General features: G+C 69.4%; 12 protein-coding genes. 8 read left to right on the forward strand and 4 right to left on the reverse strand.

Features of this window, described 5'->3' with window-relative positions; genetic code table 11:
* The first annotated feature begins 139 nt into the window (after positions 1-139).
* Positions 140-838, forward strand: a complete 699-nt coding sequence (locus ACIOHP_RS23375; protein WP_401890384.1) for a YidC/Oxa1 family membrane protein insertase — start codon at positions 140-142, stop codon at positions 836-838.
* Between the two features lie 127 nt (positions 839-965).
* Entirely contained in the window at positions 966-1,823 is an 858-nt protein-coding gene (locus tag ACIOHP_RS23380) for a fumarylacetoacetate hydrolase family protein (RefSeq protein WP_361539457.1), read from the forward strand.
* Positions 1,824-1,917: 94 nt separating this feature from the next.
* Here ACIOHP_RS23380 and ACIOHP_RS23385 read toward each other — a convergent pair whose 3' ends face one another.
* Positions 1,918-2,427: a heme-degrading domain-containing protein gene (locus ACIOHP_RS23385; protein WP_327717318.1), complete on the reverse strand. Its 510-nt coding sequence runs from the start codon at positions 2,425-2,427 to the stop codon at positions 1,918-1,920.
* On the reverse strand, positions 2,424-3,518 hold the full coding sequence (locus ACIOHP_RS23390; protein ID WP_401890388.1) for a Gfo/Idh/MocA family oxidoreductase: 1,095 nt from the start codon (positions 3,516-3,518) through the stop codon (positions 2,424-2,426). Before ACIOHP_RS23390 ends, ACIOHP_RS23385 begins: the two co-directional genes overlap by 4 nt.
* Positions 3,519-3,574: 56 nt before the next feature.
* On the opposite strand from ACIOHP_RS23390, the gene ACIOHP_RS23395 reads away from it, so the two are divergent.
* From ACIOHP_RS23395 to ACIOHP_RS23420, 6 genes are all read left to right on the forward strand, one after another.
* Entirely contained in the window at positions 3,575-4,687 is a 1,113-nt protein-coding gene (locus ACIOHP_RS23395) for an ROK family protein (protein WP_401890391.1), read from the forward strand.
* A gap of 500 nt (positions 4,688-5,187) precedes the next feature.
* The gene (locus tag ACIOHP_RS23400) at positions 5,188-5,910 is read left to right on the forward strand and encodes a hypothetical protein (protein WP_401890394.1); all 723 of its coding nucleotides are present in this window, start codon (positions 5,188-5,190) and stop codon (positions 5,908-5,910) included.
* Between the two features lie 82 nt (positions 5,911-5,992).
* Positions 5,993-6,772, forward strand: a complete 780-nt coding sequence (locus ACIOHP_RS23405; RefSeq protein WP_401890396.1) for an HAD-IIA family hydrolase — start codon at positions 5,993-5,995, stop codon at positions 6,770-6,772.
* A 103-nt stretch (positions 6,773-6,875) separates the two neighbouring features.
* Complete coding sequence (locus ACIOHP_RS23410) at positions 6,876-7,415, forward strand: hypothetical protein (protein ID WP_401890399.1); 540 nt, start codon at positions 6,876-6,878, stop codon at positions 7,413-7,415.
* Positions 7,416-7,464: 49 nt separating this feature from the next.
* The gene (locus ACIOHP_RS23415) at positions 7,465-8,070 is read left to right on the forward strand and encodes a class F sortase (RefSeq protein ID WP_401890827.1); all 606 of its coding nucleotides are present in this window, start codon (positions 7,465-7,467) and stop codon (positions 8,068-8,070) included.
* 500 nt (positions 8,071-8,570) lie between these two features.
* Positions 8,571-9,590, forward strand: coding sequence for a glycoside hydrolase family 6 protein (locus ACIOHP_RS23420; RefSeq protein WP_361495240.1), 1,020 nt, complete (start codon positions 8,571-8,573; stop codon positions 9,588-9,590).
* Positions 9,591-9,645: 55 nt separating this feature from the next.
* Here the strand turns inward: ACIOHP_RS23420 and ACIOHP_RS23425 are convergent, their stop codons facing one another.
* On the reverse strand, positions 9,646-11,583 hold the full coding sequence (locus ACIOHP_RS23425; protein WP_401890402.1) for a galactose oxidase-like domain-containing protein: 1,938 nt from the start codon (positions 11,581-11,583) through the stop codon (positions 9,646-9,648).
* Entirely contained in the window at positions 11,580-13,565 is a 1,986-nt protein-coding gene (locus ACIOHP_RS23430; protein WP_401890405.1) for a glycosyltransferase family 2 protein, read from the reverse strand. Before ACIOHP_RS23430 ends, ACIOHP_RS23425 begins: the two co-directional genes overlap by 4 nt.
* Positions 13,566-13,844 lie beyond the last annotated feature (279 nt).

Consider the following 13,844-nt stretch of genomic DNA (forward strand, 5'->3'; position numbering starts at 1 on the left):
CCCCGAGGCTCCCTGAGAGCACTCCCGGGTGTCTTCGAGAGGTGACGCGGACCCCGCGCGGGTCGTCATGCCGCACATCCCTTCCCGGATCGCCGTATCCGGGTTCCCGGCACTGACGAGACCCCCGGAGGGCTCACCCATGTCCGTCTTCGCCACCCTGGTCGAGCATCTCGCCGACCTCCTCCACCCCCTGCTCGGCGCATCCGCCGCGGCCGGCGCGATCGTCCTGTTCACCGCGCTCGTACGACTCCTCGTGCACCCCCTGTCCCGCGCGGCGGCGCGCGGACAGAAGGCCCGCACCGAACTCCAGCCGAAGATCGCCGAGCTGCGGAAGAAGCACGCGAAGAACCCCGAGAAACTCCAGAAGGCCGTACTGGCCCTGCACGCCGAGGAGAAGGTCTCCCCGCTGTCCGGCTGTCTGCCGAGCCTGTGCCAGCTGCCGGCGTTCTTCCTCCTCTACCACCTGTTCTCGAACACGACCAACCCGCTCCTGACCCACCAGCTCTTCGCCGCACCCCTCGGCAACCACTGGGCGGACGCGCTCGGCGACGGTGGCGCCTTCGGGGGAGCGGGACTCGTCTACGTCGGACTGTTCACGCTGGTCGCCTGTGTCGCCGCCTTCAACTTCCGCCGCACGAAGCGGATGATGGCCGCGAATCCGGCCGTACCGGTGGTCGACGGGCAGCCGATGGCGGGGATGGGGGCGATGAGCAAGGTCATGCCGTTCATGTCCTTCTTCACGCTCTTCACCGTGGCGGTCGTGCCGCTGGCGGCCGCTCTGTACGTCGTCACCAGTACGACGTGGAGCGCGGTGGAGCGGGCGGCGCTCTACCGCTGATCAGCCGGCCCGCGGTCCAGTCCGTGAACCGGGTATTGCGGACTGGACGCCTACCTTGGAGGATCGACCAGTCATCCGATGGCTGCACCCATGGGATGGCGCGCCGCGATCGAGGGAGATTGTGATCATGAAGCTGCTGCGAGTCGGTACGGCGGGAGCGGAGACACCCGCGCTGCTCGACGCCGACGGGACGCTGCGGGACCTGAGCGGTCTCGTCCCGGACATCGACGGAGCGCTGCTCGCCGACGACGCCGCGCTCGGGCGGATCCGCACGGCCGCGGAGGCCGGCGAGCTGCCCGCGCTGGACGCCACCGGGCTGCGCGTCGGGCCGCCGATCGCCCGGATCGGCAAGATCGTGTGCATCGGCCTGAACTACCACGACCACGCCCGCGAGACCGGCGCCGAGCCGCCCGCCGAGCCCGTCATCTTCTTCAAGGCCGCGGACACGGTCGTAGGTCCTCACGACACCGTCCTCGTGCCCCGCAAGTCCGAGAAGACCGACTGGGAGGTCGAGCTGGCGGTGGTCATCGGACGTACGGCCCGCTACCTCGACTCGGACGAGGCGGCGCTCGCGCATGTCGCCGGGTACGCGGTGGCGCACGACGTGTCCGAGCGGGAGTTCCAGATCGAGCGGGGCGGGACCTGGGACAAGGGCAAGAACTGCGAGACGTTCAATCCGCTGGGCCCGTGGCTGGTGACGACGGACGAGATACCGGACCCGCAGAACCTGTCGCTGAAGCTCTGGGTCAACGGGGAGCTGAAGCAGAACGGCACGACGGCCGAGCAGATCTTCCCGGTGGCGGAAGTGGTGCGGTACGTCAGCCAGTTCATGACGCTCTACCCCGGTGATGTGATCAACACGGGGACGCCGGCGGGGGTGGCGCTGGGGCAGCCGGAGCCGAAGCCGTTCCTGCGGGCCGGGGATGTGGTCGAGCTGGAGATCGAGGGGCTCGGACGTCAGCGGCAGGAGTTCAAGAGCGCGTAGACGCTCCGCTGGGAGAGCCGGGGAACTGCGGTACGTCAGCCGCGGGCCGTGCGTGGCTGGTCGCGCAGTTCCCCGCGCCCCTGGGGTGGGTCACCTACACGTTCTTGTTCAAGAACTCTTCCAGCGCCTCCACCACGAACTTGTGGTCCTGGAGCTGGGGCAGACCGCTCACCGTCACCGCGCCCACGACCCCGACACCCTCCACGGTGATCGGGAAGGAACCGCCGTGCGCCGCGTACTCGTCCGGGTCGAGACGGGAGGACTCCTCGAAGGTGCTGCCCTTGGCGCGGAAGCGGGCGCCGACCAGGTAGGAGGCGGAGCCGTAGCGCTCCACGACGCGGCGCTTGCGGTTGATCCAGGCGTCGTTGTCCGGGGCGGAGCCCGGCAGGGCGGCGTGGAAGAGCTGCTGGCCGGCGCGGTGGATGTCGATGGCGACGGGGGCCTGGCGCTCACGGGCCAGCTCCACCAGGAGGGAACCCAGGGCCCAGGCGTCGTCATGCGTGAACTGGCGGAAGACCAGGCGGCGTTCCTGCGCCTCCAGCTCCTCGATGGGCGGGGTCAGTTCCGGGTGGAACTTCGGGGTCAACTCGCCGCTGTGCGTCACAGCTTCACCACCACTCCGTCGTGGGCCGAACGGCGGGCCGCCTCGAGCACATCGAGGGCGGCGGCCGCCTCCAGTGCGGTCACCGGGTTGGGACCGCCGTCGAGCAGGGCCTTCGCCACGGCCGCATAGTAAGCGGGGTAGTCCCCGGCGAGGGTCGGTTCGGGCCGACCGCCGCCCGTCAGCGGGGACTCACCGGCACCGACCCGCCCCCACAGCGACTCGGGCTCCAGCCCCCAGTCCTTGCCCTCGGCCGGCCGCTCGCCGTCCTTCAGGGCCGCCTCCTGGGGATCGAGGCCGTACTTCACATAACCGGCCCGCGAGCCCAGCACCCGGAAGCGGGGCCCGAGTTGGGCGGTGGTGGCCGTCGCGTACAGCTGGGTCCGCACTCCGCTCGCGTGGGTGAGCGCGATGAAGGTGTCGTCGTCGACCGAGGCACCGGCGCGCCGGATGTCCGACTCGGCGTACACCGAGGTGACGGGACCGAAGAGGACGAGTGCCTGGTCCACGAGATGGCTGCCGAGGTCGTACAGCAGACCTCCGATCTCTGCCGGGTCACCGGACTCCCGCCATCCGCCCTTGGGCTGCGGACGCCACCGCTCGAAACGGGACTCGAAGCGCCATACGTCACCCAGCTCGCCGTCGGCGAGGAGCTTGCGAAGCGTCAGGAAGTCGTTGTCCCACCGCCGGTTCTGAAAGACGGAGAGGAACAGCCCCCGCTCCTCGGCGAGCGCGGCCAGCTTCCGCGCCTCGGCGGCGGTGCCGGCGACGGGCTTGTCGATGACGACCGGGAGCCCGGCCTCAAGGGCGCGGGTGCCGAGCGTGACGTGCGTCTTGTTGGGAGAGGCGATGACGATGAGATCCAGCTCGCCACCCCGCTGCTCGAACAGTTCGTCGGGAGTGGCGGCGACGCGCACGTCCGGGAACTCGGCGCGGGCCTGCTCCTGGCGCTCGGGGTTCGAGGTGACCACCGTGTCGAGGACCAGGCCCTCGGTGGCGGCGATCAGCGGGGCGTGGAAGACGGAGCCCGCGAGGCCGTAACCGATGAGGCCCACGCGGAGAGGGGTACCAGCCGTACCAGTCGTACCAGTCATGCCTCCCACTTTGGCAACGCTGTTGCCAAAGTGCAAGCCATAGGGAGAATGGTGGCGTGGACAGGACGAAGAAGTCGGCGAGGGGCGGGCGCCCGGTGACGGCCGGAGTGAACCTGCTCGGGCTGCGCAGCCACAACACCGCCCTGGTGCTGGACCTGCTGCGCACCGCGGGAACCGAGGGCATCAGCCGCCTGGAACTCGCCGACCGCACCGGCCTCACCCCCCAGGCCGTCAGCAAGATCACCGCCCGGCTCCGTGAGGAGGACCTCGCGACGGAGGCGGGCCACCGGGCATCGACGGGCGGCAAGCCCCGGACGGTACTGCGGCTGGTCCCGGAGGCCGGCCACGCACTGGGAGTGCACCTGGACCGGGACGAGCTGCGGGCGGTGCTGGTCGACCTGGACGGGACCGTGGTGGGGGAGCGGTGCGTCGCGATGGACCTCGGGTCGGGGGCAGACGCCGTGGTGGAGGGGGTGGCCGGCCTCGCCGAGGCGTTGCTCTCCGTGCTGCGGCCGAGGTCGGTACTCGGCGTGGGCGTGGCGCTGCCGGGACCGCTCGACCACGGGCGGGGCGTGCTGCACCGCGTCACCGGCTTCCCCGAGTGGGACGGCTTCCCCCTCCGTGACGCACTGGCGCACCGGCTCGGCCTGCCGGTCGCCGTGGACAAGGACACCAACGCGGCGGCCCTGGGCCTGGCCGTCGGAGACGAGGCCGACTCCTTCGCGTATCTGCATCTCGGTACGGGACTGGGGGCCGGCCTGGTGATCGGCGGCAAGGTGCACCGGGGTGCCCGTACGGGCGCGGGGGAGTTCGGTCACCAGGTCATCCAACTCGACGGCCCTCCCTGCGGCTGCGGAAACCGGGGCTGCATCGAGGCCCTGTGCCTGGGAGCCGTGGCACGGGGGGACACGGAGACGGCGGCACGGGTACTGGGCGCGGGCGCCGCGAACCTGGTCGGCCTGCTCGACATCGACGTAGTACTCCTGGGCGGACGCACGGTTACCGCGATGCCGGAGGTCTTCGTACGAGGAGTGCAAACAGCACTGGACACCCGCACGCAGGGAAAGGGCACCGTACCCGTACGACTCGCCCCCGCCGGCCCCCGCGCCGTGGCCGAGGGCGCCGCCCAACTACTCCTGGCCCCACTCTTCGGCCGAGCAGCCGCCTGAGCCGACCACCGCAGAACCGCCGTCGAGCCCCCGGGTGGGACGGGCCTGCACCGGCGCAACGGCCCCCGGGTGGGACGGGCCCGCACCGCCGCAACGGCCCCCGGGCAGAACCCACCCCCACCGCCGCACCGCCCCCGGCGGGGCACCACCCAGGCATGCCCGCCGCCCCAGGCGGGACGTACCCGCACCGCCACACCGTCCCCAGACGGGACGGGCTCGCGCTCGCGCAACGGCGAGCAGGGGACGTACCGGGGGGTGTCCGCCCGCAGCGTCGGGCGACCAACCAAGAGCACATCCCCAGCCCACAGCACCGCCCGACCGAGGACGGACACCCCCCGGTGCGGCACCGACCCCCAACGACGAGTAGTGCGCAACGCAAACCCCCACCGAACCGCGACAGGCCGCCGCAGGCATCCCCCACCGCCGATCGGGCGGCATTCCACCCCAGCCCGGAGCGGCACCCCCCATTCCCCACCCCCACCCGCCATGGTCATGTGTTTATGCGACTGTGCACCCCCGCCACCGCCACCCTCCCCCTAGCCGCGGCAGCCGCCCTCCTCCTCACCCCCACCCCGGCCCAAGCGGCGGCCCTCGCCGCGCCCACCTGCGCCACCCCCGACGCCCGCACCTTCCCCCTCACCACCCGCATCCACGGCGGCCCCGACGCCTACGAGATCGGCGGCGGATACGGCACCTGGTACCTCGACCTCACCAACACCACGGACCGCACCTGCGAGAACATCCACCCTGTAGTGGTCCTCGTCGACAAGAAGCACGCCCTGGAACCCGACCAGCCCCAACTCGAGTTCTACGAGGGCAAGCGCCCCCACCCCGTCCGCTTCGAGACCACCGACGAGGACGAACTCGTAGGGGTGTTCCGGCAGGGCCTCACTGTCGCCCCCGGCAAGACCCGCACCGTGAAGCTCCGCCTCGCCCTCACCTCGGACGCCGTACCGAACGAGGTCACCGCCAACGCCGCGGTCGTACAACGCCATGAAGACGACGGTGACTGGGTGGGCCAGTCCAACGACTACCGCTTCGCCGTCGCCACCGACGACGCCCCGCCGCCCCCGAGCGACACCACCGACGCCCTCCCCGACGCCGAGGAAGCCGCGGAACTGGCCCACACCGGCCCCAGCACCCCCGCCCGCCTCCTGGCCGCCGCCCTCCTCCTCACCACCGGTGGCACACTCCTCCTCGCCCGCCGAACCAACCGGAAGTAGGCCATTCCCTCAAGATCCGGCCACTGTCTAGGCTGGGGCCGACGCAGCACCGCGTACATGCGTACGGCAGGAGATCCCGCACATGGCAGACCGCAGGCCCATCGATTCGTGGCTCACCGACATGGACGGTGTGCTCATCCACGAGGGCGTACCGATCCCCGGCGCCGACGCCTTCCTGAAGAGGCTCCGCGAGTCCGGCAAGCCCTTCCTGGTCCTGACCAACAACTCCATCTACACCCCACGTGACCTGCACGCCCGCCTGCGGCGCATGGGCCTGGACGTACCGGTCGAGTCCATCTGGACCTCCGCGCTGGCCACCGCCCAGTTCCTCGACGACCAGCGGCCCGGCGGCACGGCGTACGTCATCGGCGAGGCGGGCCTGACCACCGCGCTGCACGACATCGGGTACGTCCTCACGGACCACGAGCCCGATTACGTGGTCCTCGGTGAGACCCGGACGTATTCCTTCGAGGCCATGACCAAGGCCGTCCGCCTCATCAACGGCGGCGCCCGCTTCATCTGCACCAACCCCGACGAGACCGGCCCCTCCACCGAGGGCCCGCTCCCGGCGACCGGCGCCGTCGCCGCGCTCATCACCAAGGCCACCGGCAAGCAGCCGTACTTCGCGGGCAAGCCCAACCCCCTGATGATGCGCACCGGTCTCAACGCGATCGGCGCCCACTCGGAGACCAGCGCGATGATCGGCGACCGCATGGACACCGACGTGCTGGCCGGCATGGAGGCGGGCATGCAGACGTTCCTGGTGCTCACCGGGCTGACCCGGCCGGAGCAGGTGGAGGACTTCCCGTACCGCCCGTCGAAGGTCGTGGACTCGATCGCGGACCTCGTGGACCGGATCTGAAACTCCCCGGCCCATGAACACGACTCGTACGGAGTAGTGGCGGCCCCCTGAGGATGCGGGGCCGCCGCCCCCGGGGGACTCTCCACATATCTGGAGGTTCACGATGGGTTCTCTACGCCTCACTCTCTGCACCGCACTGCTGGCATTCACCGCACTGACCACCCCGGCCGCGCACGCGGCCGACGGCGCCGCAGTCGCAGTCACCCCGTCGTCCCCCGCTCCCGGCACCGACATCGCCCTTCGCGTGAGCGGCTGCGCCGACCGAACCGGCACGGCCGTCTCCGCGGCGTTCGTCGCCGACGTACGGCTCACCGGGGCTGGGGGCACCCCCTCCGGGGGAGGCACCCTCGTCGGCGAGACCCGGGTCCGCACCGAACTGCGGGCGGGCTCCTACGACGTCCAGGTCACCTGCGGGGACACGTCCCGCAAGGCCGCGGTCACCGTCGTACAGGAGCCGTCCCCGCACACCTCCCCCGTCGCCCCGGTCCAGGCGGGCGGCGGCGGCACGGCGCACCTCGGCGCCGCCGACGCCCGCACGGCCGGACCCGGGACCGCACAGGCGGTGACCGGGCTGGTGCTGGCCGGGGTGGCGGCCGCGGCCGTGGTGCTGCGGAGGGTCCGCCGGAGCCGAGGGACCGACTGACGTGCGCTCCTCCGGCACGGGCCGCCTCCTCACCGGGGTGGCCTGGGTGATGCTGCTGCTCGGGCTGTGGCTGTGGGGGCGGGAGGTCACGGACGTACGCAACGGGATATCCGCGCCCACGACCGGGGACGTGGCAGCGGTCGGACGGCCGCCCGGGGTCCGACTTCCGCCCCCCACCGAGCCGTTGAGGCCGGCGCTGCCGCAGCGCATCGACATTCCCGGACTCGGCGTGCAGGCGCCGGTGGTGGCTCGCGGACTCGACGGGAGTGGCGCGATCGACCCGCCGCCCTACGACCAGGCCGGAGTCGTCGGCTGGTACGCCGCCGGAGTGAAGCCGGGGGCCGCCGGGGCCGCGCTGATGGTGGGGCATGTCGACACCGAGACCAGGCCCGCCGTCTTCTACAAGCTCAGCGCGCTGAAGCCGGGCGAGACGGTCCGGGTGATCCGCGACGACGGCAGGGTCGCCGAGTTCACCGTCGACGACGTCCAGGTCGTCGCCCGCGACCTCTTCGACGCCCGCCAGGCCTACGGGACACACGAGAAGGGCCGTGCCGAGCTGCGGCTCATCACCTGCGGCGGCATCTTCGACCGGGCGAGCCGCAGCTATACGGCGAATGTGATCGTGTCCGCGTATCTGACGGGGACCGGCCTCTAGGTCCGGCCTGCGCCACCTGGCCCGGTCGACGGCCCGCTCCCCCCGAAGCCGCCGACCGGGCTGGTCCTCAACCGCGCGCGCACGGGTTGCGGGAGTAACCCGGCGATCGGCACGGGAGGCTCGTGAGCCAGTAGTGGTGGGCAGTCGGCCGGGGGCTGGGGCCTTCTGTGGGAAGACTCTAGAACGGATGGGCCCCGAGGCCTAGGGGGCATTTGACGCCATGTCGAAGTCTGGTGGCTCTGCGTCATACGGCCAGGTGGTACGCGGTTCTACGAAGGTCCACGAGCGGTGCCTTCGAACTCCCGCCGCAGCTCGGTGTCGTCCGCACTCCGTTCGATGACCGCGCTCGCGACCCGGTCCAGGGGCAGCCGACGGCGGTGCGCGCCTACCCGGACCATCGGTGCTGTAACAGCTCCCCGACAAGGCTTGGGTGATCTCGTGTGCCCCACGGCACGTATGTCAGGATTGGGCCTTGGACTGCAGCACCGAGGGGGATTTGGATGTACGGCACGAGGGGGGCCGGAATGAGGACGTCCGCGATAGTGCTGGGGGCCGCACTGCTGATCGCCGGATGCTCCTCGTCCGGGGACAAGGACGAGCCGGACGATGCGTCCGGCGCCAAGATCACCCAACAGCCCAAGGAGACCGACCCGTTCTGGGTCAATCCGGAGGGCACCGCGGCCCAGCAGGTCGCGGAGTTCGAGAAGGCCGGCAAGGACGCCGACGCCGAACACATCCGCAAGATCGCCGAGCAGCCCACCGGGCAGTGGATCGGCACGGAGAACCCCGAGCAGGAGGCGCGCGGCTTCACCGAGGCCGCCGACAAGGCGGGCCGTACGGCTCTGCTGGTCCTCTACAACATCCCGCACCGCGACTGCGGCCAGTACTCGCAGGGCGGCGCCGCCGACGGCAACGCCTACCGGACCTGGCTCGACGGTGTGGCCGCGGGCATCGGGGACCGCCCGGCGACGGTCATCCTGGAGCCGGACGCCATTCTGCACCTGGTCGACGGCTGCACCCAGGACGAGTTCCACGAGGAGCGCTACGACCTCCTCCAGGGCGCCATCACCAAGCTCAAGTCCCTGAAGAACACCAAGGTCTACCTGGACGCGGGCAACGCGGGCTGGGGCCACCCGGACCAGATCTTCGAGCCGCTGAAGTGGGCGGGCGTCGACAAGGCCGACGGCTTCTCGGTCAACGTCTCCAACTTCTACTCGACCGAGGACTCCATCGCCTACGGCAAGCAGCTCTCGGCGAAGGTCGGCAACAAGCACTTCGTGATCGACACCAGCCGCAACGGCAACGGCCCCTACAACGAGGGCAAGGCCGACGAACGCTGGTGCAACCCGCCCGGCCGCGCCCTGGGCGAGACCCCGACGACGAAGACGGCGGACCCGCTGGTCGACGCGTACGTCTGGGTCAAGCGCCCGGGAGAGTCGGACGGCGAGTGCAAGGGCGGCCCGAAGGCGGGGGAGTGGTGGGCGGAGTACGCCCTGAATCTGGCGAAGGCCAGTAAGTAGCCGCACAGCGAAGGGCGCCCTCCGTCATACGGAGGGCGCCCTCAACTGTCACCGCCTAAGGCACCTTGACCCACTGTGCCTTGCTCGGCGTCCCCTGATCGTCATCGACGAACAGCATGTACCACCCCGACTGCACCAGGTTCTTGTTCTTCGGCACCGTCACCGTGATCTTGTCCCCGGACACCTTGTACTTCAGCTCGATCGACCGCTGGTCCACGTCGGTGACGTGCGTCGCCGCACTCGGCCGGATCAGCCGCACCTTCTCGATCGTCGAGGCGTGCTGCGAGGTGAACGTCCCGGACTCGCCGCGCTCGATGGTCTGCGGGCCACCGGACAGCGACGGCCGTGAGTCCCGGTAGAGATACGGCGGTGTGTAGATCTCGATGCGCTGCTCGAACTTGCCCGGCTTGGTGTTGGCCTTGTCGCTGTAGAGCGAGTCCGAGCCGAAGAACATCACCCGGCCGTCGGGCAGCAGGATCGAACCGGAGTGGTAGTTGCGACCCACCAGCGGATCGGCCACCTGCTCGAACGTGTTCGTCTCCGGGTGGTAGATCCGCGCCTGGAGGATGTTGGAGTCACCGCGCCCGCGGTAGTCCTCCGAACCGCCCGACATCAGGATGGAGTCGTCCGGCAGGACCGAGATGCTCGGGTACCGCGTGCCCTTCTCCAGCGTCGGCCCGTCCACGAACTTCGGGTCGTCCGCCTTCAGGTCGACGATCCGCGTCTTGTCGCTGGACTGCTCGGACTCGCCGACCCCGCCGCCGCCGACCACCATGTACTTCTCGTCCTGCGCCGGCGCGAGCAGCACCGTGCCGGACGTCTCCATCAGCTTGGGGTCGCTGAGCCCCGGCAGCTTGGTGAACTTGTTGGTGTCGACGTCCCAGACCCCGGGGTCGCGGCCCACGTTGTCCGGCCCGTAGCCCGCGTTGGACCCCGAGTAGAAGACCTTGCCGTTCTGCATCAGGAACAGCGCGGGATACGTCGGGAACTGGCGGGTCTTCGGCAGATACGTCCAGGTCTTGGTCTTCGGGTCGAAGACCTCGTTCTTGCCCGGCACCAGCTGGCCGATGTCGTCGAGGCCGGAGACGCTGAGGACCTTGCCGTCGCTCAGGGTGGTGAGCGTCGGGTACCAGCGGGCCTCGTTCATCGGGTCGACCTTGATGTACTTCTCGGCGACCGGGTCGAACTCGTAGGCGTCCCGGATCCCCTGGAAGTCCTTCTTGTCGAGGGCGAGCTTCTGCGCGATGCCGTAGGTGTTGCGCGCGTCGGTGCCGGACAGCCCCTGGATGCGGTAGTTGTCCTGCGTGCCCGTCTCGTGCGTCTTGCCCTGTTTCTGCGCCTCGACATAGACCCGGTAGATACCGGGGTCGTTGCGCAGGAACTCGCCGGTCGCCTTGTCGAAGACCTTCTTCGCGCGCGGCACCAGCACCGAGTCCTTGGAGACGAACGTCTTGCCGTTCTCCTTGCCGGTGAACTTGGTGCCCGCGGGCAGCGTGATCGGCTTGTCCGGGTTCTCGTTGTGGACGATCATCAGGCCGCCGGCCTTGGTGACGTCACCCTTCAGCTTCTCGTACCGCTTCGTACCGCCCGCGATCAGCAGATTGCCGTTGGACAGCTGCGTGTGGCCCGTGCAGAACAGGTCGCTGGGCGTGGGCACCTTCTTGATGGTGCCCTTGACCGGGTCCCAGATGCGGGTGTCGAACTTCTTGGCGTCGAAGTTCTCCTGGTTGTTCCCCGACCCCGCGACGAGCAGCACCTTGCCGGTGCGCAGCAGCGCCGCGTGGATCGTGTTCTGTCTGAACTCCTCCGGAAAATCGACGACTTCCCACTTGCCGTTGTCGGCTTTGTACTCCGGTTTGTTGATCTGGTACTGGTGGTATTTCTCGGTCCCGAAGCGGTAGAGCCACGGCCCGTTCATCCCGGCCAGTGCGAGTACCACCGCCGTACCTATCGCTAGGCGACGGGCACGACGGCGTCCGGCACGGTCGTTCATTCCTTACGTCCCCCAAGTCCACCCAGGGCGATTTGCATGGTCTGGTCGTTGCCCCCGCTGTTCTCGCCTGCGCCGCCCGGCTGGGAGGCGGCCCAGCTCGGCTTCTGGGCGGGCGCGTGCTGGGCCGGCAGGGGCTGCGGCTGGTACTGCTGCTGCGCCGGGACCGCCGGGCCCTGCGGCTCCTCGGCGGGCTTCTTCTTCTCCTGGCGCAGCATGTGCCGCCAGACGAAGATCGGCGTCGCGGTGATCAGCATGGCGAAGATCGCCCAGATGATCATCGCCGGGTGCGAGTGGCCGTAGACGAAACCGGCGGCGATCGAGGCGCCGAAGATCGCGATGAAGTACCAGTGGTAGCGGAAGGTCCCGAACCAGCGGTCGGGGCTGGCCGAGTCGCCCTTGGGGGTGACGACGAACTTGCTCTTGCGGCGCAGCGCGGAGTCGATCAGGGCCTTGGCGTACAGCGGCGCGGACAGTGCGGACATCACCATGCCGGCCACACCGCCGGAGCCCTCGGGCTCGTGCGGGGAGACGTTGTGCCTGCGGTTCCAGACGTAGAGGCCGATCTGGAGGGCGGAGGCGTTGCCGTAGAGCATCAGCCACACGGTGGGGTCGATGTTCACACCCGAGGCGCCCAGGCCCAGGAAGAGCGCACAGCTGAGCGCCGCGAGGATCCAGTTGAGGGCGGACATCGGGTAGAAGATGATCATCATCGTGTAGTTGAAGAGCTTGCCCGGGGGCAGGGAGTACCAGCCCTTCCAGTACTGCTTGAGGATCGTCTCGTACGTCCCTCGGGACCAGCGCATCTGCTGGGTGAAGAAGTCCGTCCAGGCGCTGGGGCCCTCGCCGACCGCGAGCACGTCCGGGGTGTAGACCGAGCGCCACTTGCGGCCCGTCGCCGGGTTCTTGTGGCGGTGGATCTCGAAGCCGGTGGCCATGTCCTCGGTGATCGAGTCGTACAGGCCGCCGATCTGCTTGAGCGCCCTGATCCGCACGGCGTTGGACGTGCCGACGAACATCGGGGCGCCGTAGTAGTTGCCGGCGCGCTGGATGAGGGCGTGGAAGAGGAACTGCTGCGACTCGGCGGCCTTGGTGACGAAGTTGTCGTAGTTGCCGTAGACCTGCGGGCCGATGACGAAGCCGATGTCCGGGTCGCGGAAGAAGCCGAGCATCCGCTCCAGGTAGTTGGGCAGCGGCACGTGGTCGGTGTCGACCGAGGCGAAGAAGTCGTAGTCGTCGCCGTGGGCGTCCAGCCAGGCGTTGTAGTTGCCGTGCTTGGTCTTGGCGCGGTGCGGGCCCTTGGCCTGGTTCCACTTCGCGATGCCCTTGCGGGAGAAGTGGTGCACGCCGAGCCGGGCGCAGACCTCCTTGACCTCGGGGTCGTCACCCTCGTCGAGCAGCCACACATGCAGAAGGCCCCGGTGGCGCAGCTTGACCGCCGCCTCCAGGGTCTTGGTGACCATCTCCAGGGGCTCCTTCCCGGGCACGAAGGAGGTGAGGAAGGCCACTCTCGTGCCGGTCTCGGGCACCACCGGGATCGGGTCGCGGGCGACCAGCGTGGCGTGCGCGTTCGACAGCACGTTCATGCAGCGGAAGAACTCGATCAGGCCGATCGAGACGAGCATCACTATGTCGAGCGCGGGCAGCCACTTGAAGTCCACGTAGTCGCGCTCGGTCCAGTGCTCGGGCTGGAGCAGCCAGAACAGCAGGACCAGGGAGAGCACCGGCGCGGCGGCCAGCATCAGGGCGACTCTGAGGCGGTGCGTCTCCTGCGAGATCAGCGATCGGTACTCCACCTTGTAGGGCTTCGACGGATCGGGCTGGGTGAGGGGTCCGGCCAACCGGCTGTAGTGCTCGTAGTCGTACTTCGGCAGCGTCTTCTTGATCCGGCGGAACGTGCCCGTCCGGGTCTGTGAAGCCACCCTGAGCTGAGTGGTTTCAGACGGGTCGAAGTTCTGCCGGGCGCCCGTCGGCGTCGACGTCATGAGTCATCCCCCCACACGCGAGTGATCGCGTGCTTTGTCGGTTCCTTACGTCTGCTCGAGTCCCCCTCGACCTTCACAGACGTATCAGTGGTGGGCCGCAGTCACCACATTCTCCATACCAATAGACATGGAACTGCGACCTTCCGGTTGCATGATGCCCCCCTCGGCATCGTCCTATGAACGGGGCCCCCTCTCCCCGTCATCACCGGCAACCGGCTCCGTGCCCCCCAAGTGCCGCGTATCCGCAGCATCTTGAAAACCAGGTTTCTACGGTGTCAG

The organism is Streptomyces sp. NPDC087859, from assembly GCF_044742595.1.
GTDB lineage: Bacteria > Actinomycetota > Actinomycetes > Streptomycetales > Streptomycetaceae > Streptomyces > Streptomyces canus_F.